Annotated in this window: 17 protein-coding genes; all 17 read right to left on the bottom strand. The window is 63.4% G+C overall.

What is annotated here, in order from left to right; all coding sequences use genetic code 11:
* Positions 1-116: 116 nt before the first annotated feature.
* The 17 genes from ABGM93_RS00365 to mraY all read right to left on the bottom strand — a co-directional run bounded on the left by ABGM93_RS00365 (position 117) and on the right by mraY (position 24,369).
* A complete protein-coding gene (locus ABGM93_RS00365; RefSeq protein ID WP_321502377.1) occupies positions 117-1,004 on the bottom strand; it encodes a 50S ribosomal protein L11 methyltransferase in 888 nt (295 codons plus the stop codon).
* Positions 1,005-1,126: 122 nt separating this feature from the next.
* The gene (locus tag ABGM93_RS00360; protein ID WP_321502375.1) at positions 1,127-3,574 is read right to left on the bottom strand and encodes a UvrD-helicase domain-containing protein; all 2,448 of its coding nucleotides are present in this window, start codon (positions 3,572-3,574) and stop codon (positions 1,127-1,129) included.
* A gap of 275 nt (positions 3,575-3,849) precedes the next feature.
* Positions 3,850-6,009 carry an NAD-dependent DNA ligase LigA gene (gene ligA, locus ABGM93_RS00355; RefSeq protein ID WP_321502373.1) on the bottom strand — a complete coding sequence of 720 codons (2,160 nt, stop codon included), beginning with the start codon at positions 6,007-6,009 and terminating at the stop codon, positions 3,850-3,852.
* Between the two features lie 17 nt (positions 6,010-6,026).
* Positions 6,027-6,953, bottom strand: coding sequence for an arylamine N-acetyltransferase (locus tag ABGM93_RS00350; RefSeq protein ID WP_321502371.1), 927 nt, complete (start codon positions 6,951-6,953; stop codon positions 6,027-6,029).
* Positions 6,954-7,016: 63 nt separating this feature from the next.
* On the bottom strand, positions 7,017-8,681 hold the full coding sequence (gene recN / locus ABGM93_RS00345; RefSeq protein ID WP_321502369.1) for a DNA repair protein RecN: 1,665 nt from the start codon (positions 8,679-8,681) through the stop codon (positions 7,017-7,019).
* Positions 8,682-8,873: 192 nt separating this feature from the next.
* A complete protein-coding gene (locus tag ABGM93_RS00340) occupies positions 8,874-9,671 on the bottom strand; it encodes an outer membrane protein assembly factor BamD (protein WP_321334604.1) in 798 nt (265 codons plus the stop codon).
* 299 nt (positions 9,672-9,970) lie between these two features.
* On the bottom strand, positions 9,971-10,921 hold the full coding sequence (gene lpxC / locus ABGM93_RS00335) for a UDP-3-O-acyl-N-acetylglucosamine deacetylase (protein WP_319775579.1): 951 nt from the start codon (positions 10,919-10,921) through the stop codon (positions 9,971-9,973).
* Between the two features lie 724 nt (positions 10,922-11,645).
* Complete coding sequence (ftsZ, locus tag ABGM93_RS00330; protein WP_321502367.1) at positions 11,646-13,409, bottom strand: cell division protein FtsZ; 1,764 nt, start codon at positions 13,407-13,409, stop codon at positions 11,646-11,648.
* A gap of 249 nt (positions 13,410-13,658) precedes the next feature.
* Positions 13,659-14,975 (bottom strand): cell division protein FtsA, encoded by a 1,317-nt coding sequence (gene ftsA / locus ABGM93_RS00325; protein ID WP_319775577.1) that lies wholly within the window; start codon positions 14,973-14,975, stop codon positions 13,659-13,661.
* A complete protein-coding gene (locus ABGM93_RS00320; protein WP_321502364.1) occupies positions 14,975-15,853 on the bottom strand; it encodes a cell division protein FtsQ/DivIB in 879 nt (292 codons plus the stop codon). The genes ftsA and ABGM93_RS00320 overlap by 1 nt, the downstream gene beginning before the upstream one ends.
* 17 nt (positions 15,854-15,870) lie before the next feature.
* Positions 15,871-16,794: a D-alanine--D-alanine ligase gene (locus ABGM93_RS00315; protein ID WP_321502356.1), complete on the bottom strand. Its 924-nt coding sequence runs from the start codon at positions 16,792-16,794 to the stop codon at positions 15,871-15,873.
* A 237-nt stretch (positions 16,795-17,031) separates the two neighbouring features.
* Positions 17,032-17,994: a UDP-N-acetylmuramate dehydrogenase gene (murB, locus tag ABGM93_RS00310; protein ID WP_321502353.1), complete on the bottom strand. Its 963-nt coding sequence runs from the start codon at positions 17,992-17,994 to the stop codon at positions 17,032-17,034.
* A complete protein-coding gene (gene murC / locus ABGM93_RS00305) occupies positions 17,991-19,421 on the bottom strand; it encodes a UDP-N-acetylmuramate--L-alanine ligase (RefSeq protein WP_321502349.1) in 1,431 nt (476 codons plus the stop codon). Before murC ends, murB begins: the two co-directional genes overlap by 4 nt.
* A gap of 100 nt (positions 19,422-19,521) precedes the next feature.
* On the bottom strand, positions 19,522-20,616 hold the full coding sequence (gene murG, locus ABGM93_RS00300; RefSeq protein WP_321502347.1) for an undecaprenyldiphospho-muramoylpentapeptide beta-N-acetylglucosaminyltransferase: 1,095 nt from the start codon (positions 20,614-20,616) through the stop codon (positions 19,522-19,524).
* An 11-nt stretch (positions 20,617-20,627) separates the two neighbouring features.
* Positions 20,628-21,794, bottom strand: coding sequence for a putative lipid II flippase FtsW (gene ftsW, locus ABGM93_RS00295; protein WP_321332935.1), 1,167 nt, complete (start codon positions 21,792-21,794; stop codon positions 20,628-20,630).
* Between the two features lie 99 nt (positions 21,795-21,893).
* Positions 21,894-23,279: a UDP-N-acetylmuramoyl-L-alanine--D-glutamate ligase gene (murD, locus tag ABGM93_RS00290; RefSeq protein ID WP_321502342.1), complete on the bottom strand. Its 1,386-nt coding sequence runs from the start codon at positions 23,277-23,279 to the stop codon at positions 21,894-21,896.
* Between the two features lie 4 nt (positions 23,280-23,283).
* Positions 23,284-24,369 carry a phospho-N-acetylmuramoyl-pentapeptide-transferase gene (gene mraY, locus ABGM93_RS00285; RefSeq protein WP_321502339.1) on the bottom strand — a complete coding sequence of 362 codons (1,086 nt, stop codon included), beginning with the start codon at positions 24,367-24,369 and terminating at the stop codon, positions 23,284-23,286.
* Between the last annotated feature and the right edge of the window lie 8 nt (positions 24,370-24,377).

Raw genomic sequence — 24,377 nt, 5'->3', positions numbered from 1 at the left:
AAACGTGCAACAAGCGCGTAAAAACAAGAAAGCGGCGAACTCCAGGCGCTCACGGCTCTCCCTTCTTTCGGGATCAGCCGTGGGCGCTTTTTATTTGGCGAGAGGCCGTCGACTGATCACAGATCGACCGGCGTGTTCGCGAAAGTCAGCGTCAGCCAGTCCTCGCGCTCAAGGCGATGGATGAGCCGGAAGCCCTGATTGCGATAGGAGGCCAGCACCCGCGGGCCGTCCGCCACACGCAGGCCGGAAAGCACCAGTGTGCCCGGCCGGGCCATCAACCGGGAAATCGGGTGAGCCAGCGCCATCAGGGGCCGCGCCAGAATATTCGCCACGATCAGATCGAACGGTGCGCGGGCCCTAATGCGCGGATGATGCACGCCTGCCGCCGTCACGCATTCGATAAGCCCCGGCACTTCATTGAGCCGCGCATTGGCCGTGGCCGCCTTCGTCGCAATCGGATCGATATCGGTTGCCAGAACGCGCGCCTTGGCAAGCTTCGCCATGCCGATGGCCAGCACGCCGGACCCGGTGCCAAGATCCAGAACGCTGGAATAGTGATGGCGCTTGAAAAGCCGCCCCAACTCTTCAAGACACCCTGCCGTGGTGCCGTGATGGCCCGTGCCGAAGGCCTGCGCAGCCTCGATCTCGATGCCAATATCGAAGCTCGCGATCTTGTCGCGGTCATGCGAGCCGTGAACGATGAATTGCCCGGCGCGCACCGGCTTCAGGCTCTCAAGGCTCTTGGCGACCCAGTCGATCTCCTCAAGCACATCGGTCTCAACCGGTGCTGCGAAGGCATCCGACCCGACCTTGTCGAGGATCTCGGCCTTCACGGCCTCCGGTTCGCCGTCATAGAACAGGATTTCCGCAACCCAGGGCCCATCCATCACCGTTTCATAGACGGAGACGGGATAGCCATCCTCCTCGAAGGCGACTTCGAGAATGCCGGCGATACGCCGGGCTTCGAGTTCGTCCGCCGTCACGCGGGCGCGGATCATGGGCATGAATGGTGGTCCTGAAACAACGCAGCCGATAGCGGCAGCGCAAGAATTGAGCGATTGCGCGCCTTATACGGCTGAAGGCCGCGCCGCGAAAGGGCAGAACGGGCTTTGCGGCTTGAAAGGGGTCAGGTCGCTTCGACGAAACTGTCCAGCACCTTCTTGGTGCCCGCCTTCTCGAAACTGATGGTCAGCTTGTTGCCGTCGATGCCGACAACCCGGCCATAGCCGAATTTGAGATGGAAGATCCGCTGCCCCATCGAATACTCCGAAGCCGCTGACGTCACGCTTTTTGCGACGAGCTCGCCCTCGATGGTCTTCGGCCCGCTCCGGCCCCCACCCTTGCCGTGGCCGCCGCGCGAATAGGAGCCGCCGCCTGAATTCGCAGTCTCCCGGCTGCGCTGCGCGCGTTGCCAGCCGGGCGTTGAATAGCTTCCCGAGGCGAAGGGATCGTGCGTGTCGAAGCGGCTTGCCCCGTAACTCCCGTAGGAGGTGGAGGCTTCCGCGATCTCCACCTGATCGGCGGGCAACTCATCCAGAAAGCGCGAGGGCAGCGAGTTCTGCCACATGCCATGCACACGGCGATTGGCGGCAAAGGAGATGCGCGCGCGCTTCTTTGCCCGCGTGATGCCGACATAGGCCAGGCGGCGCTCTTCCTCCAGCCCGGCGCGACCGGACTCGTCAAGCGCGCGCTGATGGGGAAACAGCCCCTCCTCCCAGCCCGGCAGGAACACGGTGTCGAACTCCAGCCCCTTGGCCGAATGCAGCGTCATGATGGAAACCGCATCGGTGCTGTCGCCGGAATCCCGATCCATGACCAGCCCGATATGTTCAAGGAAGCCACCGATGGATTCAAACTCCTCCATCGAGCGGATCAGTTCCTTGAGGTTTTCAAGCCGCCCCGGCGCATCGGCAGATCGGTCATTGCGCCACATCTCCGTATAGCCGCTCTCATCGAGAATGACCTCGGCCACTTCCGTGTGCGACGACGCCGTCTCAAGCTGCGCGCGCCAACGGGCGAAATCCATCAGCAGGCTTTTGAGCGTCTGGCGCGCCTTGGGACGCAGCTCTTCCGTTTCCACCAGCTGGAAAGCCGCCTGCATCAGCGGAATGTTCTGGGCACGGGCCAGCGCATGAATGGGCGCAAGCGTCTTGTCGCCAAGCCCGCGCTTCGGCGTGTTGACGATCCGCTGGAAGGCCAGATCGTCGGCGGGCTGCACGGTCGCGCGGAAATAGGCCAGCGCATCGCGGATTTCCATGCGCTCATAAAAGCGCGGGCCGCCAATCACCCGGTAATCGAGCCCGAGCGTGATGAAGCGCTCTTCGAATTCGCGCATCTGGAACGACGCGCGGACAAGGATCGCGATATCGTTGAGGGCATGGCCGTGGCGCTGGAGATCCTCGATCTCCTCGCCGATGGTTCGGGCTTCCTCTTCTGAATCCCAGACCGACTTCACCCCCACCCGTTCCGCATCCGGGTCGTCATGCTCGGTGAAAAGCGTCTTGCCAAGGCGGCCTTCGTTCCGCGCGATCAGATGGGAAGCTGCGGCCAGAATATGCGAGGTGGAGCGGTAATTGCGCTCCAGCCGGATCACCTTGGCGCCGGGAAAGTCATGGTCGAAGCGCAGGATGTTGTCGACTTCCGCCCCGCGCCAGCCATAGATCGACTGGTCGTCATCGCCCACACAGCAGATGTTCTTGTTGCCCTGCGCCAGAAGCCGCAGCCACAGATATTGCGCGATGTTGGTGTCCTGATACTCGTCCACCAGCATGTAGCGGAAGCGCTCCTGGAACCCCTTCAGCACCTCCGGCTGCTCCCGGAACAACCGGATGGTGAGCAGCAGAAGATCGCCGAAATCCGCCGCGTTCAGGACCTTCAGCCGGTCCTGATAGATCTGATAAAGCTTGCGGCCCTTGCCATCGGCAAAGGATCGCCCCTCGCCTTCGGAAACCTGCTCCGGCGTCAACCCGCGGTTCTTCCAGCTGTCCATCAGCGAGGCGAACTGGCGGGCAGGCCAGCGCTTGTCGTCGAGCCCTTCCGCCTGAATGATCTGCTTGATGAGGCGAAGCTGATCGTCGGTATCGAGAATGGTGAAATCAGGCCGAAGCCCCACCATCTCCGCATGACGACGCAGGATCTTCACGCCGATGGAGTGGAACGTGCCGAGCCAGGGCATCCCCTCCACGCCCTCGCCCACCAGCGCGGAAATCCGCTCCTTCATCTCGCGCGCGGCCTTGTTGGTGAAGGTCACGGCAAGGATCTGGCTCGGATAGGCCCGGCCCGTTGCAAGAATATGGGCAATACGGGTGGTCAAGACGCGGGTCTTGCCGGTGCCTGCGCCCGCCAGCACCAGAAGCGGCCCGTCGAGGCTTTCCACCGCATCGCGCTGTTCGGGGTTCAGGCCGGAAAGATAGTCGACAGCCATCGGAGCAGGCCGCATGGCCGCCATCGCGCGCTCCGCAATGCCTCCGGTGGCCGGACGCGCGGGCGCGGGCTCATGTGTCGAGGCTCGCTTGGGTTCCGGCAGGTTCCAACCGTCCAGATCGTCGTCGTCCATGCCGCCGGGAGTGTTCATTCGTCCACGATTCTCTTGTGTCATTGCGGAACAATATAGCAACAAAGATGGTGAATGCGAGGCTGGCGGCCCGGTTTCTCGGTAGCGTGCATGTTGAGCCGTGAGGCGGGGATTGCGGGTGTGGCCGATCCTTCGAGACGGCCCTTGCGGGCCTCCTCAGGATGACGTTGTGGGTGGGGTTGGCTTCTTGAAAATTCACCCCCCGGGAACGTCATCCTGAGGAGCACTCGTCAGAGTGCGTCTCGAAGGATCGGCCATACGCGAGATGTCAGCCCCTACTCACCCACAAGCTCAAACCACGCATCCTCGGAAATGACCTCCACCCCGAGATCCTCCGCCTTTTTCAGCTTGGAGCCCGCCCCAGGCCCTGCGACCACCAGATCCGTCTTCTTGGAAACGGACCCGGCGACCTTCGCGCCCAGCCGTTCCGCCATGGCCTTGGCCTCATCGCGCGAAAGCCGCTCCAGCGAGCCGGTGAAGACCACCGTCTTGCCGACAACGGGCGAGCCTTCGCCGCTGGGCGCTTCCATGTCGAGCGGGGTGACCTCCGCCAGAAGCCCGGTGACAGCCTCGCGGTTGTGCTCCTCTGCGAAGAACTGCACCACGGCTTCCGCCAGGATCTCGCCGATGCCATCGATATTGTTGAGATCGATCCACGCCGCGCTTTCGTGATCCACCGCCTCTTCCATCGCCTTGGCAAACGCTTCCCAGGAGCCATAAGCGCGCGCCAGAAGCTTGGCGTTGCCCTCGCCCACATGACGAATGCCCAGCGCATAGATGAAGCGGTTGAGATCGATCTCGCGCCGCGCATCGATGGCCGCGAAGAGGTTTTTCGCCGACGTCTCGCCCCAACCGTCGCGGTTTTTCAGCTTCACAAGCGATGAAGCATCGCGCGCCTGAAGGGTGAAGATATCGGCAGGCTGTCGGATACCTCCCTGATCGAGCGGGATGTCGTAGAAGAACTCCACCTGTTTGTCGCCCAGACCTTCGATGTCGAAGGCGTTGCGCGAGACGAAGTGCTTCAGCTTTTCCTTGGCCTGAGCGGGACAGATGAGACCGCCAGTGCAACGGCGGATCGCATCGAGACGCCCGGTCTTGGCATTGACTTCACGCACCGCATGGCTGCCGCAGGCCGGGCATACGGTCGGATAAACGAAGGCCTGCGCCTCCGCTGGCCGTTTGGTGAGATCGACATCCAGGACCTGCGGGATCACGTCGCCTGCGCGCTGGATCTGCACCGTATCGCCGACGCGGATATCCTTGCCGCCGCGAATGGGCTCGCCGTCCTGCCCGATGCCCTTCACATAATCCTCGTTGTGAAGGGTGGCGTTTGAGACGACCACGCCGCCCACCGTGACCGGCTCAAGCTTGGCAACCGGCGTCAGCGCGCCCGTGCGGCCGACCTGGATTTCGATATCGCGCACGATGGTGAAGGCTTTTTCCGCCGGAAATTTATGCGCAATCGCCCAGCGCGGGGAGCGCGAGACAAAGCCCAATCGCTCCTGAAGGTCCAGCCGGTCCACCTTGTAGACAACGCCGTCAATGTCGTAGCCGAGTTCCGCGCGGCCCTCCTCGATGGTGTGATAGACCGCGATCAGCTCCTCGACACTCTCGCAGCGCTTCATCAGCGGGTTGGTGACGAAGCCCCACTCCCTGAAGACCTCGATCATGCCCATCTGCGTGTCGGCGGGCATGGCGCTCATCTCGCCCCACGCATAGGCGAAGAACCGCAAGGGTCGCGAGGCAGTGATTTCCGGGTTGAGCTGGCGCAGCGAGCCCGCCGCCGCGTTGCGCGGGTTGGCAAAGGGCTTGCCGCCATTGCCGATCATGCGCTCGTTCAGCGCCGCAAAGTCCGAATGCGCCATATAGACCTCGCCGCGCACCTCCACCACCTCCGGCACACCATTCGGCAGGGTGCGGGGAACGTCGTCGATGGTCTCGGCATTGCGGGTGACGTTTTCCCCCGTCGTGCCATCACCGCGCGTGGCGGCACTGACGAGCTTTCCGCCCTCATAGCGAAGCGCCAGAGACAGGCCGTCGATCTTCGGTTCAGCCGTCACCGCAAGCGCGCCGTGGAGCGGATCGTAACGCAGGAACCGGCGCACCCGGCCCACGAAATCGGTCACATCGTCATCGGAAAAGGCGTTGTCGAGCGACAGCATCGCAACGCGATGCGTGATCTTGCCGAAGGCTTCCTGAGGAGCCGCGCCGACGGAGACGGAAGGAGAATCCGCGCGCACCAGATCCGGAAACGCCGCCTCGATCGCCGCATTGCGCTGGCGAAGCACATCGTAGTCGGCGTCCGAGATTTCCGGATCGTCCTCGCGATAATAGAGCGCATCATGCCGGGAGATCTCCGCCGCAAGCCGCTCCAGCTCCGCCCTTGCCTCATCGGCGCTCAGCTTTTCAACGGGAAGGGACGCGGTCTCGGACATGGTCAAGCGATCTCGGATCAGGGGATTCGGGAAGCCGCATTATGCCGCCGGAAGCCCCCCCGGCGGAAGCGCCAAGACCGCAAGTTTCTGCTTGTCCTCAACCATAGAGCCCCTCGCGCGCCGGCCTGCGCCATCTCCTCAGCGGAAAGCCCCAGCCGCGCTGCGATCAACGCAAGGTCTGCCTCCCCTATGGCGAGGCCGAAGGCATCCACCAGAAGATCGCGCAATTCGGCCACACTGCCGATCTCGCGCGAGGTCTTCACCCCATCGCGCACCTCGTTGACCTTTGTATTGAAGACGCCGATCCGCCCATCCGGCCTCAGACGGTGCAGCATCAGGTTGGAACTGAAGGGCGCTTTCGCCCATGTCGCGCACAGATGGTTGGCCGCCTCCACATCCACCGTCAGCACCTTCAGCCGCTCAAAACCGTAAAGCCCGGACCAGCCATCCTCGGCAAACCGTTGCAGAACGATCTCGCCCGTCTGCGCGTCATGAACGACCCGGTAGACCTCTCCCGGCTGATAGTCGAGGCGATGGCGCTCCACCGGTACCGGCCAGCGCGCCCCGCCGCCGCCGAAGCCGACATCGGCCAGCCAGTCACGCCCCTCCAGATGAACGACGTGGGCAAGATGCGTGCGCGCCCCGCCGCGCGGCCCGCCATTGCGCACCCGCGCCATCACGGGCTCGGCTTCAAATCCGAGAGCGGACAGCGCCAGAAAAAAGAGGCTGTTCTGTTCAAAGCAATAGCCACCGCGTCCGCCAACGACCAATTTGCGGTGAAGCGCATCGGGATCAAGCGCGGGAACACGCCCCGTCAGAGGATCGATGGCCTCAAACGCGATGGCGCAAAGATGCGCTTCCTGCAGGTGGGCAAGTCCGGCGCTTGTCGCCGGAGGCGCATCGATCCGAAGGCGCGCCAGATAGGCGTCCAGATTGAAGGTCAATCGACATCCTCCCCTCCCCGCGCATCCGTTTCCTTGGGCTGCGCCTTCGCGGCAATGGACGTCTCAGGTCCCCGCCATCAGCTTGGCAGCCGCAGCCCGCGCTTCGTCGGTGATGACCGCGCCTGCCAGCATGCGCGCGATTTCCTCGCGCCTTGCATGATCTTCCAGCGGCGCAACCCGGGTCGCCACGCGCTCCGCATCCACCTTGTCCTTGGCGATGAGCAGATGTCCCACAGCACGTGCGGCCACTTGCGGGGCGTGGGTGACGGTGAGAACCTGTACCTGTGTGGCAAGTCGGGCCAGCCGGATACCAATCGCCTCCGCCACCGCGCCGCCGACACCGGTGTCGATTTCGTCAAAAACGAGCGTCGGCGCGGAGCCCTTGTCGGCCAATGAGACCTTCAGCGCCAACAGAAAGCGCGAAAGCTCGCCGCCCGAGGCAACCTTCATCATGGGGCCAGGCCGCGTGCCGGGGTTGGTTTGCACCCAGAATTCCACCTGATCGATGCCTTCCGGCGCACGCGCCTCCGGGTCGCTGGAGATTTCCACGATAAAACGCGCGTGCTCCAGCTTCAGCTCCGGCAATTCGCCCGCAACCGCAGCCTCCAGCGCCGCCGCCGTCTTGCGCCGAGCCTCACTCAAGGCTCCCGCCTTGGCGTCATAGGCCGCCTGCGCATCCTTGAGCGCGGCTTTCAGCGCACCCAGCTTTTCCTCGCCCGCATCGAGATCGGCGAGATCTGCTTCCATGCGCTTGCGCAGATCGGCAAGCTCATCGACCGGAACGGAGAACTTTCGCCCGGCCGCCCTGAGCGCAAAGAGCCTTTCTTCCGAAGCCTCAAGCTCGCGTGGATCGAATTCGGTCCTGCGGAAGGCGGCCTCAAGCTCGCCGCGCGCCTCTTCCAGCAGATCAAGCGCCTGCCCCATCAGGTGCACAGGCTGATCGACCAGCCCGCCGGAGGCTTCCGACTTGCGCTCAAGCCTGCGCATCAGGCTCGCGATTTCCGGGATCGGCGAAGCCGTGCCGTTCAGCGTTTCCACCGCCTCGCCCAGATCGCCCGCGATCTTCTCAACCCGCATCATCGCCTGACGGCGTTCCGCAAGTTCCTCTTCCTCGCCAGGCCTGGGATCGAGAACGGCCAGCTCTTCCGCAGCCGAACGCAGGAAATCGGCCTCGCGCCGCGCCTTCTCCACCCGATCCTCGTGCTCGCGAAGGGCGCGCTGGGTTCGGCGCACGGCCTGATTGCTTTCCGCCACCTCGCCCGCCTGCGCTTCCAGCCCGCCGAACGCATCAAGCAGCCTGCGATGGCTTGCCGGGTCCACCAGCGCGCGTTCATCGTGCTGACCGTGAATTTCGACGAGCCGCGAACCGATATCGCGCATCAGACTTGCCGAGACCGGCCTGTCATTGACGAAAGCGCGCGTCCGCCCATCCGCGCTTTGCACACGGCGCAGGATGATGTCGCCATCGTCATCGATATCGTTTTGGGAAAGAAGCGCACGGGCCGGATGGCTCATCGCGACATCGAAAGCCGCGGTCACCTGCCCCTGATCGGCGCCATGACGCACGAGCCCGGCATCGCCGCGCCCGCCAAGGGCCAGCGACAAAGCATCGAGAAGGATGGATTTGCCCGCGCCGGTTTCACCGGTCAGCACCGTCATGCCACCGGTGAAATCGATGTCCAGCCGGTCGATCAAAACGATATCGCGGATCGAGAGAGCTGCCAGCATGGTGTGGTCGGTTCGACAAATCCCGTGGGGTTGAAACCCGATGTGACGTTACTGAACACTTGGACGTGACCGAGCGCCTATATGCGCCCGGCAGTTGGCCGCCGCCCTCTGGCCGAGACGCGCACGGCACCGCGAACGGATACCGCAGACACGTCACGCCAGCGAAGCGAATCATGATCCGGCGGAAGCGGACTAGAGAACCTTGATACTTTCAAACGCGCGGCTGATCCAGCTCCGCGGATTGGCCGAAGGCTCATACCCGCCCTTTTTCAGCAGCGAATAGGAATCCTTGTACCACTGGCTTTCCGGATAGTTGTGGCCGAGCACGGCGGCAGCCGTCTGCGCCTCGTTGACCACGCCCATCGCATAGTAGGCTTCCGTCAGACGCGAAAGCGCCTCCTCGATATGGCGCGTTTCCTGATAGTTCTCGACCACGTAGCGGAAGCGGTTGATGGCGGCGACATAATTGCGGCGCTTCAGGTAGTAGCGCCCCGTCTCCATCTCCTTGCCGGCGAGCTGATCGACGGTCACGCGGATCTTCTTGCGCGCATCGCTGGCATATTCGCTGTCGGGATAGCGTTGCACCAGTTCACGCATGGTCGCGAGGGCGCGCGCCGTCACCTGCTGATCGCGCGTCACGTCCGGGATCTGGTGGAAATAGGAGTTGCCCATGATGTAGAGCGCATAGGCGGCGTCGGGCGAACCGGGATAAAGCGTTGCAAAGCGCTTCGCAGCGGAAATCGCTTCCGGATACTGGCCGCGCGAATAATGCGTGAAGGCAAGGTTGATCAGCGACTTGCGCGCATATTCGGAATAGGGGTGAAGCCGGTCGACTTCCTCGAACTTCTTGGTGGCCTCTCGCAGGTCACCGGCGGCGCGGAAGGCGAGGCCTTCATTGTAGAGCTGGTCTGCGGGCGTATCGTCCAGCGCCAGGTCATCCGTCTCCTTGGACGCACAGGCACCAAGGGCCAGCACGGCCACGAGGGGCATCACGCGCAGGATGGCCCGAGCACGGCCGGCTCCGGTATGCCCTGATGCATCCCGCCCCGTCCGGTTCGATACGAAAACACGTCCCAACACTGAAATCGCCTCTCTTACAGAAGTCGCCGCAGGCCCTGTGGCGGCCACGTCCTTCTAGCGCGGTTTCCCCACCAAGGGAAAGGGGGTCCCCGCAATGAACGGACCGCACACGCCGACCGTGTGTTCCTGCCGCATCAGACGGCGCATCCGAATGATGCGACTTCGCGCGGATTTGCAACTTTTTTGTGGCGAAAAGCCCGGCACTGCCCTTAGGCGACTTCCGGGCAATAGGCGGGCACTGCGATCTCGCCGGCGAAATCGACCGGCGCAGCCTCGCGCTGCGGGCGACCGTCGACCAGTTCATAGGCGTCTTCATCTGCAAACAGGGCGACAAGCATGGAGTGATTCATCTTGTGACCCGGCTTGTAGGAACGGTACTCGCCAAGGATCTGATAGCCGGCAAGGCTGAGATCGCCCACCGCATCCAGTGTCTTGTGACGCACGAACTCGTCCGGCCAGCGGGTGCCTTCCGGGTTCAGAACCCGGTCCTCGGCGATCGCCACGGAATTCTCCAGCGAGGAGCCCTTCGCAAAGCCCATCTTCCAAAGCTGCTCGACCTCGGAGACCTTGCCGAAGGTGCGCGCACGGGCAAGCTCGTTGCGGAAGACATCCGGCGTCATGTCGCTGGCAAAACGCTGGCGACCGATCAGCGGGGTGTCAAAATCGATGGTGATGTCGAAACGGGTGCCCGAATAGGGACGAAGCTCGCTCACCGAGCCGTTGTGCTCGATGCGGACCGGCTTGAGAATGCGGATAAATCGGCGCGCCTTGGTCTGCGTGAGGAGGCCGACCTGATCGATTGCCTCAACATACTGCGCGGCGCTGCCATCCATGATCGGCACTTCGCGCGCATCGACTTCCACCACCACATTGTCGACACCGAGGCCCATGAGCGCGGCCATCAGGTGTTCGATCGTTCCGATGGATTCCGGATCGCGACCAAGGACCGTGCAAAGAGCGGTCGCGGAGACCTCGGACCAGTGCGCCTGGAGTTCGGTATCGGACGAACCGTCTGCGGAGGGAATGAGAAAGGTGACGCCGTTGTCGGCCGGGGCGGGATGAAGGGTCATTGAAACGGGATTGCCGGAATGAACTCCGATACCGTTCACCGTTACGTGCCCGGCAAGGGTTTTCTGCCTGTCGTTCCGAATTCCCGTCATAGTTCTGTCCTCTTATGGCCTGGCGGCCATTCGTCCCGGCTTCTTCTGGTTCTACGCTTCGCCAGGGATTTCCCGGAGAAGCGGACCTGATGTCGGTTTTGTTCCGCCCATCATGTCGTTCACGACCCGTCCGTCATGTACGACTGCGTATCGCCGACCGTCAGCTTTCGCGAGTTTCTGCGGATGCGCGTCATCAATCGCGGCGGCTTCGGTTCCACGCGGCGCACACTACCCGCAGCTGTGGGTGGGCAGAAATAAAGCTTTATTACGCATTGTAACGGTTTCCCAACCCTGCCCGGGAAACGACGCCGCAATGCGCTCCACTCCTGATTGACAGATTGTGCCTGCAGCAGGTTCGAACGCTGGAAATCCGCAGCGATCCGCCCCCTTGCGCCTTTGAAGCACGCGCGCCCGCCAGCCGCCAGCGACCTGGCCGGGGCGAGTAACATCCGCTCACGAAGTCTGTAACATTCGGGCTGCGCGTCACATCGTGCGGGCTGCCGATGCGCTCCTCCTGGTCGCCAACCGGAGCAACCCTGGAGGAATCGAATCAAGGTTCGTCTGGAATATCAGCACTCTCGCCCAAAGGGCCGGACAAATCCACCTCGCGCAGGAAACTGAATGCCCCCTGCCCGTCACCGCGCCATAAACCGGGAGCGGAACGACAAACGGCCCGGCTGATGCCGGGCCGCTGCCACGAGGAAGTCGAGGAAGTAAGGCGTCGTCAGTTAGCCTGACGGCGCAGGAAGGCCGGGATTTCCAGCTGGTCATCCTCGGCCTGCTGGCGGGCCTGCGGTGCAGGACGGCCATGCGGGTCCAGACGTCCGGCGGCACCCTGAGCAGGCCGCTTGGCGTACTCGCTGTGCGCGGGCTGCGGCGCAGCCGGTCGCTGTGCGGCCTGCGGAGCGGCAGGCTGCTGATAGTTGGCCTGGGGGGCCTCGTAGGCGTGTTCGTCGTGAGCATATTCATCATGCTCTTCACGACGACCAAGGCCGGAAGCCAGACGGCGCAGCAGGCTCATCGGACGACGGTCATCGTCGTCTTCGTAGGACTGCCCCTGCGGCTCGGCATAAGCCTGCCCCTCACCCATGGCGGTCATCGCCTTGGTGCGGATTTCATCGTGCACGATCGGAGGAAAATCCTCGATCTCCGGCATGCGCGGGGTCGCAATCGTTTCGGCGGTGGGCGGAATGTAGGGCTCCGCCGCGGGCTCGTCGATTGCAGCCGGGGCCTGCGGGACCTCGTCGAAATCCAGCGGCATGTCGCGCTGGGAGACAACGCTCGGGCTCGGCTGATAGGCCTCGATGGTCACGGCCGGATCGGACGCGACATGGGTCGGCTGATGCTGCGCGGTAAGCTCCGCCTCAAGCGCATCTTCGGTGATGATCGGGGCCGGGCGGCTCGCGATCGGCTGGGAAACCGTCTCCAGCTTGCGGGCAAGCGGCGGCTGCGCCGTCGCCGTCTTCAGCCGCTCGGTCAGCTGAGCCATGCGGGTTTCGGCCAGAGTGGTGTTTTCCATGACTTCACGGTCAATGCCGGTCGCCACGACGGAGACGCGGACCGTGCCCTCAAGGCTCTCGTCGAAGGTCGCACCCATGATGATGTTGGCGTCCTCGTCCACTTCCTCGCGGATGCGGGTTGCGGCTTCGTCCACCTCAAACAGCGTCATGTCGCGACCGCCGGTGATGGAGATCAGCAGCCCCTTCGCGCCCTTCATGGAGGTTTCGTCGAGCAGCGGATTGGCAATCGCAGCTTCCGCCGCCTGCATGGCGCGGTTCTCGCCGGTCGCCTCGCCGGTGCCCATCATCGCCTTGCCCATGCCGCGCATGATCGAGCGCACATCGGCGAAGTCGAGGTTGATGAGACCTTCCTTCACCATCAGGTCGGTGACGCAGGCAACGCCCGAATACAGCACCTGGTCGGCCATCGCGAAGGCGTCGGCGAAGGTGGTCTGGTCGTTGGCGATGCGGAACAGGTTCTGGTTCGGAATGACAATCAACGTGTCGACCGACTGCTGCAGCTCCTGAATGCCGTGTTCGGCAAGACGCATGCGGCGCTGACCTTCGAAGTGGAACGGCTTGGTGACCACACCGACGGTCAGGATGCCCTGCTCGCGCGCCGCACGGGCAATGACCGGCGCCGCACCGGTGCCGGTGCCGCCGCCCATGCCGCCGGTGATGAACACCATGTGCGCACCCGACAGGTGGTCGTTGATTTCATCCAGCACTTCTTCGGCGGCCGCGCGGCCAACCTCGGGCTGGGATCCGGCGCCCAGGCCTTCCGTCACCGCGACGCCCATCTGGATCACGCGGTCGGACTGGGAGAGCGTCAGGGCCTGCGCATCGGTGTTGGCGACCACGAAGTCGCAACCCTGAAGGCCTGCCTGGATCATGTTGTTGACAGCGTTGCCACCGGCACCGCCCACGCCGAAGACCGTAATTCTCGGCTTCAGCTCCGTGATATCGGGGATCTGGAGATTGATGGTCATGACTTCCTCGTAACTCGATCCTTGGAGCGCCCGCTTGCGGGCGAACCGGCTTCCTCGTCTTTGTTGCCGGCATTTCTGCCGGTTTGCGGATGCAGGCGGCCACTTCCTCGTCGGCAGCCTGCTTCCCCCTTCAGCCCGGAGCCTATTCCGACCGGATCAATCCGATCCGGTCGTCGAGAATATGCTCAAACTGTTGACTCTGGAGCGTTTTCTTATCGATCAAGCGATTTCGCCTGGTCGGAAAGCGCCCTAGAAACTCTCCCGGATCCAACGGCCCACGCGGCCGAAATACCCGGTCCCGGTCATCCGCCATTGCCTCTGGCTGCCCGGTTCGAACTGCTCGATCTGCGCCACCTGCGGATAGATCAGCAGGCCCACAGAGGCTGCAAAAGCCGGCCCCTTGGCCGCTTCCGGCAGACCCACGATACCGAGCGGACGGCCGAGACGGACATTCCTGCCCATGACCCGGCGCGCCTGTTCGGCCATTCCGTTGAGCTGGCTCGCGCCGCCCGTCAGAACCACACGCTTGCCGACCTGACCGGCAAAGCCCGATGCGTTCAGACGGTCACGCACGAGTTCCAGAATTTCTTCCACCCGCGGGCGAATGATGCGGGTGAGCACCGAACGCGGGATCTGCTGCGGCATGTCGCTGTCAGCATCGACCGGGGGGACCGAAATCAGATCGAGATCGTCTCCGCCGCCCGGCAGCGTGTTGCCGAAAAGCGTCTTGATACGTTCCGCATCGCGCAGCCGCGTGGAAAGACCACGCGCAATGTCCATCGTCACGTGGTGGCCACCGACGGCGATGGCATCCACATGCACCGCCTGACCTTCCACAAACACCGCAAGCGTCGTCGTGCCGCCGCCCATGTCGATGCAGGCGACGCCGAGTTCGGCCTCGTCATCGACCAGCGTGGCGAGCCCGCTCGCATAGGGCGTCGCGACCATGGTCTCCACCTTCAGGTGCCCCCGGTTGACGCAAAGCTCCAGATTACGCAACGGCGGGAATTCCGCCGTCACCACATGCATGTCCACGCCCAGCTTGCGACCGATCATGGCGCGCGGATCACGGATGCCGCGATTGCCGTCCAGCGTGTAGGAGATCGGCAGCGCATGGACGATGGCGCGATCATTGACCGCGAAATGTTCACCGCCGGCGGCCAGCACGCGCTGGATATCGGCTTCGCTCACCGCATCGCCCGCCAGCGGCACGCTGGCGCAGAAGATCTCGGAGGCCAGACGCCCGCAGGTCGTGTTGACGATGAGAGACTCCACCGTCACCCCGGCCATGCGTTCGGCGCTGTCCACAGCCTGGCGGACCGCCTGTTCGGCATGATCGAGATCGACCACCACGCCCGACTTGATGCCGCGGGCGCGCTGATAGCCATACCCCAGCACTTCCACCGCATGGGTGCGCCCCGGCAGGACATCGCTGTCTTCGTGCGGCGTCAGCTTGGCGATCAGGCAGCACACCTTGGTGGAGCCGATATCCAGGACCGACACGATCACCGAGCGGCGCGCCGGAAGCGGCTTCATGCGCGGCAGATAGGGAGACGACGCAGCCATCAGGTATCCGCCTCCTTGCGCGAAGTGGAGACACCCACACTGCCGCTGTTGCGGTTGAGTTTGGTGTCCTTGTCCAGCTTGACCACGATCCGGTCCTTCAACCGCAAATCCACAGCCGTGATGGCGCGCGACAGCAGGCCTTGTTCCCGGTCGAGCTTGACCAGATAGGCAAGCGCGTCATCGACGCCTTCTTCCGGCAGGCGCACGGTCACGTTGTTTTCCAGAACGAGGTTCCAGCGGCGCTCGGCGATCAGCACCAGCGCCCGGACGCGAGACCTCAGATCCGGCTGCCTGTTCAACTCATTGAGCATCTGCGGCGCACGCTTCTGCGCCCCGTGCCCCACCACCAGCGGCAGCCCCGCATAGCGTTCGCGCACCTCATCGGTGATGACGTTGCCATCAGGATCGATGATCGAAACGATCTGGCCGCGCTGCCAAAGCGCAAAGGGCTCGCGTTCCGACAAGGAGACCTTCAGTGTGCCGGGATAGAATTTCTGGATGGAAACGTCCTGCACCCAGGGATTGCGCTGCAGGCGCGAGCGCGCGGCGGCAACATCGAACAGCAGGAGCGAGGCCCCGTTCGGGATTTCCAGCTCTTCGAGGATCTCGAATTCCGTGGTCTCGCGCTGGCCGGAAAGCTCAATCGCCTGAATGGAAAAACCGGCTTCAGCCGTCAAGGCGTCGGCGGCCGCTTCGGTGTAGCCGCCCAGAACCATGCCATAAAGCGCGGTCACGCCGAGAAAACCAAGAGCGCCCGCCGTACCCGTCCAGCGCGGCAAATGTGCGAGAAAGCCCGCTTCGCGCCAAACCGGACGTCGACGCAGGCGCGAGACACCGCGGCGCGGCTTTTCGCCCGCACCGGTCCTCTCGTTCCGCATTTCACTCCGACGCTTGATTAGCGAGCGCAACTTGCATCCTCCACGATCCAGCGCACCAGCTCACCAAAATCATGTCCCGCATGCGCGGCCATGTCCGGAACCAGAGATGTCGGCGTCATGCCGGGCTGGGTGTTCACTTCCAGGCAAATCAGTTCACCCGTGCCATGAAGCCTGTCATCCAGGCGGAAATCGGCACGGGAGACGCCTCTGCACCCGAGTGCTTCGTGCGCCTTCAATGTCAATTTCTGTACTTCATGGTAAATATTTGGTGAAATTTCCGCCGGCAGGATGTGTTTTGAACCGCCGGGTGCGTACTTCGCATCGAAGTCATAGAACTGATGCTTGTCGGCAACAATGTCGATCACACCGAGCGCAACATCACCCATTACCGCACAAGTTAATTCACGGCCCGCAACAAAGCGTTCAACCATGATCCGCTCGCCATAGGGCCAATCGGCAGAATAAAGCTGTTCCGGCGGATAGGCCTCCCCCTCACCGACGATGAGCACGCCAAAGCTCGACCCTTCATTGACCGGCTTGATGACATAGGGCGGCTTCATGGGGTGTTCGCGCGCGACATCCGCCCGGTTCATGATGCGATGCTCGACGACCGGCACTCCGGCCGCGCTCATCACCGCCTTGGCCCGATCCTTGTTCATCGCGAGAGACGACGCCATGACACCGGAATGGGTGTAGGGGATCTGGAGGATTTCCAGCAGCCCCTGAATGCAGCCGTCTTCGCCGAAAGGTCCATGCAGCGCGTTGAAGGCGACGTCCGGGCGCAATTCGGCCAGCACCTTGGCGATGTCGCGATCGACATCGACCCGGCTGACGCGATAACCGCGCTCCTCCAGCGCATCGGCACAGGCATTGCCGGAAGTCAGGCTCACCGGCCTCTCCGACGACCACCCGCCCATCAGCACTGCGACATGCTTCGCCATAACCGCACTCAAGCTCCCGTGTTCGCGACCCCTTATTCGGGTCTTCGGGCCTATGATGCGGTTAAAATTCGTTAGAAAGTGTTAACCTAACCAGGAAGTGAACGACTTCTGTCGCTTTTTATGTTCGATTAACAACTAGTGGCAGAATTCTGCGAAATTCCTGCAATTGCAGCAAAAAACAAGCCCGCGACCAGGGCTGGGCACGGGCTTTGAAAGCAGGTTCAGCGGCTTTTTTCGTTAACCACGTCCGAGAAACGGCGCCACCTCCTCGCCGTCCGCAAACCGCCCCAGCCGCTTGATTTCCCATTCCAGCCGAATGCCGGAATTCTCCAGAACGCGGGCGCGAACGGTCTCGCCCAGCGTTTCCAGATCGAGCGCGGTGGCCGCGCCCGTGTTGATCATGAAATTGCAGTGCATTTCGGACATCTGCGCCCCGCCGACGCGAAGCCCGCGACATCCTGCCGCATCAATGACCTTCCATGCGGAATTCTCTGGCGGGTTCTTGAAGGTGGACCCGCCCGTCTTTTCACGGATCGGCTGAGCCTTCTCGCGATGCGCGTTGACGGCCTCCATCTCCGCGCGGATTGCCTCTCTGTCCCCCGGAACGCCCGCAAAGACGGCGCTGGTGAAAACCAGATCGCCCGGCTGTCCGGAATGACGATAGGCATACTCCATATCGGCGTTGGAAAGGCGTATGACCTCACCGGACCGGGTGACTGCGGTGAGTTCGACCATGCGTTCGCGCGTCTCCACCCCGTGCGCGCCCGCATTCATGCGAAGCGCCCCGCCAACGCCGCCGGGAATTCCGGCATAAAAGGCGAAGCCGGAAAGCCCCGCATCAAGGGCCGCCTGCGCCAGACGCTTGTCGGGCACCGCCGCCCCCACCCTCAACGCCGTGTCTCCGGCAGCCTCGATCTGACCGAAGCCCTTGCCGGTCAGACGGATGACGACGCCCTCAACCCCGCCCTCGCGGATCAGCAGATTGGAGCCGAGCCCGATGGGAAGCACCGGCACGTCGTGAGGCAGCACCTTCATGAAGGCCGCAAGATCGGCCTCATCGGCGGGTTGGAACAGAAGCTGCGCCGGACCGCCCACGCGCAGCCAGGTGACGGGCCCGAGCGGCTGGTTGACGAGAAGACGACCGCGAATATCGGAAAACCGGTCCGCGCCCAGTTCTTCCACAAGATCGGGAAAGCTCAAGCCTTGCCCTCCTCGCCAGAGGCAACAGCATGGTCTTCAAGCTGGCGCGGCAACGCATAGGCCCACTGGCTGATGGAGCCGGCCCCGAGACAGACGACGAAATCGCCCTCTTCCGCCACTTTGGCGACGAGCCCGGCCAGCGCCTCGGGCCCTTCCAGCGCGTGAACATTGCGATGCCCGCGCGCCCGGATACCGGCGGCCAGCGCATCGCGATCGACGCCTTCGATGGGGGCCTCGCCCGCCGGATAGACCGGGGCGACAATCACCGTGTCGGCATCGTTGAAACAGGCGCAGAAATCGTCGAACAGGCTTTGCAGGCGCGTGTAGCGATGCGGCTGGACCACAGCCACGACCTTGCCATGCGCACCGGCGCGCGCCGCGGCCAGAACGGCGCGGATTTCCACCGGGTGATGGCCGTAGTCATCAAAGACCTCGATGCCGTTCCAGGACCCCGTCGGGGTGAAACGCCGTTTGACGCCGCCGAAGCCCGCAAGTCCGCGCGCGATCGCTTCGCCGGAGATCCCCAGATGATCAGCCACCGCGATCGCCGCGACCGAATTGGAGACATTGTGCAGGCCCGGCATGGGCAGCACGAGATCCTTCAACTCGGCAACGCGACCGGAAATCCGATCCTGAATGAAAACGTCGAACATGGTCTTGGAGCCTTGCGGGCGTACATTCGCGAAACGAACGTCGGCCTGCGGATTGGCGCCATAGGTGATGATGCGGCGATCCTCGATGCGGCCCACCAGCGCCTGCACTTCCGGATGGTCGAGGCACATGACCGCGAAACCGTAGAAGGGCACGTTCTCCACGAACTGCATGAAGGCGGCGCGCACAGCATCGAAATTGCCGTAGTGATCCAGATGTTCGGGATCAATATTGGTGACGACGGCGATATCGGCGGGCAGCTTGACGAAGGTGCCGTCGCTTTCATCCGCCTCCACCACCATCCAGTCACCTTCACCGATGCGCGCATTGGTTCCATAGGCGTTGATGATGCCGCCATTGATGACGGTCGGATCCATGCCGCCCGCATCGAGCAGCGCGGAGACCAATGAGGTCGTCGTGGTCTTGCCGTGGGTGCCGCCAATGGCGATGGCCTGCTTGAAGCGCATCAGCTCTGCCAGCATTTCCGCCCGACGCACCACCGGCAGCGAGCGTTCGCGCGCGGCCACCAATTCCGGGTTGTCGCGCTTGATGGCGGATGAGACGACCAGAACCCGCGCATCGCCGAGGTTCTCCGCCGCATGGCCAACATGAACCTCGATGCCCTTGTCCCGCAGGCGCTGGACATTGGCGCTTTCCGACAGGTCGGAGCCCTGAACACGGTAGCCCAGCGTATGCAGCACCTCTGCGATGCCACTCATGCCGATGCCGCCGATGCCCACGAAATGCACCGCCCCGATATTACGCGGCATCTTCATGCCCGTTCTCCTTGTTCGCCCCTGGGGCTTGGTTCCCCGAAAGAGGCGCCGTTATCGCAAATCCGACCGTGTGTCGCCACCCCGGCCCAAAGTTGTGCGCTCAAGCCCGCTTGCCGATGCGTTCAACCAGATCGGCCAACCGCTTCACCGCATCCGGCCGCCCCTGTGCCTGCGCGGCTTGCGCAGCCGCCGCGAGCTTTGCAGGCGCGTTCATCAGCGCGGCGAGTTCGCCCGCCATCCGCTTGGGTGTCAGCTCCGACTGCTGGATGCACCAGGCCCCACCCGCCACTTCCAGAACTTGCGCATTGGCGGTCTGGTCGTGGTCGAGCGCATGGGGAAGCGGCACGAGGATGGAAGGTCGCCCGATCACCGAAAGCTCCGCCACCGACGAGGCTCCCGAACGGCAGACGACAAGATGGCTCTGCGCAATACGTGCGGGCATATCGACGAAAAATGGCGCAAGATCGGCAGCCACCCCCAGCGCGTCATAGCGCACGCGTACACGCTCCATGTCCTCCGGTCGGCACTGCTGAACAAGCTTGAGCCGCGCGCGCAAAGCGGGGTCGAGCGCCTCCAGCACATCCGGCATCAGATCGGAAAAGAACCGCGCGCCTTGCGATCCGCCGAAGACCAGAAGCCGGAAATCCCCATCGGCCTCAGGCGCATCATAGGGCTGGCCGGAGGCCTCGATCACCGCCGGGCGCACCGGGTTGCCGGTATGGGTGGCGGTGGCCGCGAACTCTTCCGCGAGCCGGGTCTCATTGAAACTCTGCGCGATGCCCGTCACGCGGGGCGCGAGCATGCGGTTGGCGAGGCCCATCACCGCATTCTGCTCATGCAGGATCGTGGGAATGCGCAGGAAGCGCGCCGCCATCATCGGCGGAAAGGTGGGGTAGCCGCCGAAGCCCACCACCGCCTGCGGTTTCAACCGACGCAGGATGGAGACGGAATGGATAAAGCCACGCGTCAGGGCGAAGGCGGTCTTGGCCAGCGAGATCGGGTCCTTGCCGCGCGTGGTGGCGGAGGAAACGATGTGGATCTTGCGGGCGGGGAATTCCTGGCCGTAACGATCGGCGCGTTCATCGGTGGCAAGCTCGACCACGAAGCCGCGTGCCTTCAGTTCTCCGGCAAGCGACTGGGCGGGAAACAGATGTCCGCCGGTACCGCCTGCGGTCAGCAATATGCTCTTTTCCATGATCTCGAAACTCACTTGGCAGGGTCGATCGGCGCGCGCGCAACGCGCCTGACAACGACCGGTGCTGTGCGGCTGGGGCGCGGGCGACGGCGGGTGAGCGCCAGCACCATGCCCATCGACAGCGCGACCGCCACCATCGAGGAACCGCCATAGGAAATGAAGGGCAGCGTCATGCCTTTTGCGGGCATCATGTTCAGGTTCACCGCCATGTTGATGGCCGACTGGATGCCGAACATCACCATCAGCCCCGCTGTCGCCAACCGCATGAAGGGATCGGGCTCGCGCCGGGCATGCCCCAGCCCGCGCAGCACCACGAAGGCGATGATGGCCAGCAGCACCAGACACAGGATGATGCCGAATTCCTCCGCCGCCACGGCGAAAATGAAGTCGGTGTGGCTATCGGGGAGAATGCGCTTAACCGTCCCCTCGCCCGGCCCGCGCCCGAGCCAGCCACCCTGCACGATCGCCTCAAGCGCGGTGTCCACCTGATAGGTGTCGCCGGAGGAAGGATCGAGGAAGCGGTTGATGCGCGCGGTCACATGCGGCAGCAGCATATAGGCCGACGCCATGCCCAGCATGCCGAGAATGCCAAGCGCACCAATCCACAGCCAGGAAAGCCCGGCCATGAAGAAGAGCGAGGCCCACACGATGAGCACCAGCATGGTCTGGCCAAAATCCGGCTGCGCCACGAGAAGGGCGGCAACCATGACGAAGAGAAGGATGGAAAACAGTCGGCCCGGCACTTCCGGACGCTTGCCCGCTTCCGAGAGCAGGAAGGCGATCAGCACGACAAAGGCGGGCTTGATGAACTCCGACGGCTGGACGGAAAAACCAAGCACGTCGATCCAGCGCCGCGCGCCCTTCACTTCCACGCCGGTGAAGAGCGTGAGAACCAGCGCCACCAGGCCGAGACAGAATAGCACCAGCGCCACGCGACGCACCATGCGCGGGCTCAACATGGATGCCCCCAGCATGACGCCGAGCGCGGGCACCAGGAACATGGCCTGCCGCTTGACGAAGAAATAGCTGTCGAGCCCCAACCGTTCGGCAACCGGCGGGCTGCCGGCAAAGGACAGCACGATCCCGCCCAGCATGAGCGTGACGAAGCCGGCAAGCAGCAGATGGTCGACGGTCCACAGCCATTCGGAAAAGGCGCTGCGGTCCACGCGGCTGGCCATCGGTGTCCCTCTTCATGATTGGGCCGGGCCCACGTCCCGACCGTTCACTGGTTTTCGTCGTTCAACAAACAGACCCGCCCAAACGGGCAGCCTCGCGCTTCAGGCGACAACGGTCTCGAACGCGCGCACGGCGGCGCGGAAGGCATCGCCGCGTTGCTCGAAATTCGCGTATTGATCGTAACTGGCGCAGGCCGGAGACAACAGCACGACGGGTTCCTCGTCGGGATCCGCATCCGCCTCGCGCACGGCCTCGGCGAGCGCAGCCTCCAACGTACCGCTCATGGTGAAGGGTACGGCATCACCCAGGGTGGCGGCAAAACGGTCTGCGGCCTCCCCGATCAGATAGGCATGGGCAATGCGCGAGAACCACGGCCCAAGGGCATCGATCCCGTCGGTTTTGGGCTTGCCACCCACAATCCAGTAGATGCGCGAGAAGGATCCCAGCGCGCGTTGCGCAGCATCCGCGTTGGTCGCCTTGGAATCGTTGACGAACAGTACCTTGCCGCGCCGCCCGACAATCTCCATGCGATGGGGAAGTCCCGGAAAGGAGGCAAAGCCGGACGCGATCTTGTCTTCGGCAACGCCGAGCTTGCGAAGGACAGCAAGAGCGGCCGCCGCGTTCTGCGCGTTGTGTGCGCCGCGCAACGTATCGATCCCGGCAAGATCGGCCACCTTGTGCGCCTTGCCGCCCTCAGCCTCGTAAAGCGCGCTGCCTTCGGCAAAGTCACCCTCGTCCACCTGATAGAAGGCGGAAACACGACGCACACGGCCGAGGCCATCGTCGAGCTGATCGGCAATGGCTGCGCTCAGCTCATCATCGACACCGATCACCGCAGCACGGGCGGCCGCGACAAGGCGGGTCTTGATGGCGACGTAATTGTCCATCGAGCCGTGACGGTCGAGATGATCCGGGGCGAGGTTCATCAAAAGCCCGATGTCCGGCGCAAGGCCGGGGGCAAGGTCGATCTGGAAGGAAGAGCACTCGACCACATAGATCCGGCCCGGTGAGAGCGGCTCAAGCGCGAGGACGGGTGTTCCGATATTGCCGCCAAGCTGCACATCGTAGCCCGCATGACGCAGCAGATGGGTGATCAGCGTGACCGTGGTGGACTTGCCGTTGGTGCCGGTGACCGCGACCATCGGGCAATCGACGGGACGCGCGCGTCTTTCGCGCGAGAAAAGCTCCAGATCGCCGATGATCTCGATCCCGGCATCCTTGGCCGCCTGCACGGTCCAGTGGGGCTCGGGATGGGTCAGCGGCACACCCGGCGCCAGAACCAGCGCATCGAATTCCGACCAGTCGGCCTGGGTGAGATCGGTCAGCGCGATGCCTTCGACCGTGGCGCGTTCGCGCGAACGCGGCGCGTCGTCCCAGGCAGCGACCTCCGCGCCGCCCGCCACAAGCGCGCGCGCAGTGGCAAGCCCGGAGCCGCCGAGACCGAACAGCGCGACCTTGCGACCGGCAAATGTGGTGACTTCGATCATCGTTCTATCTCAGCTTCAGCGTGGCAAGACCGAACAGCGCCAGAACCACCGCGATGATCCAGAAGCGGATCACGACCTGAGATTCCGTCCAGCCCAGATGTTCGAAATGGTGATGGATGGGCGCCATCTTGAACACGCGCTTGCCGGTGAGTTTGAAGGAAAAGACCTGGATGATCACCGAAAGCGCCTCCAGCACGAAGAGGCCGCCAATGATGGCGAGCACGATTTCATGCTTTGTGGCAACCGCGATGGAGCCCAGCATGCCCCCCAGCGCCAGCGATCCAGTGTCGCCCATGAAGATGGCCGCAGGCGGCGCGTTGAACCAGAGAAAGCCAAGCCCCGCGCCGATCACCGCGCCCGCGACAACGGCGAGTTCCCCCGTGCCGACCACGAAATGGATCTGCAGATAGTTGGCGAAAACCTGGTTCCCCGAAAGATAGGCGATCAGGCCGAAAGAGCCGCAGGCGATCATGACCGGCACGATGGCCAGCCCGTCGAGCCCGTCGGTCAGGTTGACCGCGTTGCCCGCCCCCACCATGACGAAGGCGGCGAAGATGATGAAGAAGTAGCCGAGATTGATCACCGTATCCTTCAGGAACGGCAACGCCAGTTCGGTCGACAGCCCCTCGGGCTGAAGAAGCGAGATGCTCACGGCGGCAATCGCGGCGATCAGCGCCTCCAGAGAGAGGCGGAAACGACCGGAAAAGCCCTTGTGGCTCGATTGCGTGACCTTCAGATAATCATCGTAAAAGCCGATGGATCCGAAGCCGATGGTGACGAAGAGAACGATCCACACATAGGGGTTGGCGAGGTTCGCCCACAAAAGCGTGGAGACCAGCACGCCCGACAGGATCATCAGCCCGCCCATGGTGGGCGTGCCCTTCTTGGTGAGAAGGTGCGAGGCCGGACCGTCGGCGCGGATCGGTTGCCCCTTGCCCTGGCGCAGTCGCAGGGCGGAGATGATGGCGGGTCCGAACAGGAAGACGAACAGCGAGGCCGTCATGATGGCGGCCCCGGTGCGGAACGTGATGTATCGGAAGACGTTAAAGGCGGAGATTTCGCTGGAAAGTTCCACCAGATAATAAAGCATTCAATCGC

The organism is Breoghania sp., assembly GCF_963674635.1.
GTDB lineage: Bacteria > Pseudomonadota > Alphaproteobacteria > Rhizobiales > Stappiaceae > Breoghania.
This window is presented reverse-complemented; position numbering and strand designations above follow the sequence as displayed.

Coding starts and splice junctions, on each gene's coding strand:
- ABGM93_RS00365 (WP_321502377.1), bottom strand. CDS start 1,004: ATGCCCATGATCCGCGCCCGCGTGACGGCGGACGAACTCGAAGCCCGG.
- ABGM93_RS00360 (WP_321502375.1), bottom strand. CDS start 3,574: ATGAACACTCCCGGCGGCATGGACGACGACGATCTGGACGGTTGGAAC.
- ligA (WP_321502373.1), bottom strand. CDS start 6,009: ATGTCCGAGACCGCGTCCCTTCCCGTTGAAAAGCTGAGCGCCGATGAG.
- recN (WP_321502369.1), bottom strand. CDS start 8,681: ATGCTGGCAGCTCTCTCGATCCGCGATATCGTTTTGATCGACCGGCTG.
- ABGM93_RS00340 (WP_321334604.1), bottom strand. CDS start 9,671: ATGCCCCTCGTGGCCGTGCTGGCCCTTGGTGCCTGTGCGTCCAAGGAG.
- lpxC (WP_319775579.1), bottom strand. CDS start 10,921: ATGACGGGAATTCGGAACGACAGGCAGAAAACCCTTGCCGGGCACGTA.
- ftsZ (WP_321502367.1), bottom strand. CDS start 13,409: ATGACCATCAATCTCCAGATCCCCGATATCACGGAGCTGAAGCCGAGA.
- ftsA (WP_319775577.1), bottom strand. CDS start 14,975: ATGGCTGCGTCGTCTCCCTATCTGCCGCGCATGAAGCCGCTTCCGGCG.
- ABGM93_RS00320 (WP_321502364.1), bottom strand. CDS start 15,853: ATGCGGAACGAGAGGACCGGTGCGGGCGAAAAGCCGCGCCGCGGTGTC.
- ABGM93_RS00315 (WP_321502356.1), bottom strand. CDS start 16,794: ATGGCGAAGCATGTCGCAGTGCTGATGGGCGGGTGGTCGTCGGAGAGG.
- murC (WP_321502349.1), bottom strand. CDS start 19,421: ATGAAGATGCCGCGTAATATCGGGGCGGTGCATTTCGTGGGCATCGGC.
- murG (WP_321502347.1), bottom strand. CDS start 20,616: ATGGAAAAGAGCATATTGCTGACCGCAGGCGGTACCGGCGGACATCTG.
- ftsW (WP_321332935.1), bottom strand. CDS start 21,794: ATGGCCAGCCGCGTGGACCGCAGCGCCTTTTCCGAATGGCTGTGGACC.
- murD (WP_321502342.1), bottom strand. CDS start 23,279: ATGATCGAAGTCACCACATTTGCCGGTCGCAAGGTCGCGCTGTTCGGT.
- mraY (WP_321502339.1), bottom strand. CDS start 24,369: ATGCTTTATTATCTGGTGGAACTTTCCAGCGAAATCTCCGCCTTTAAC.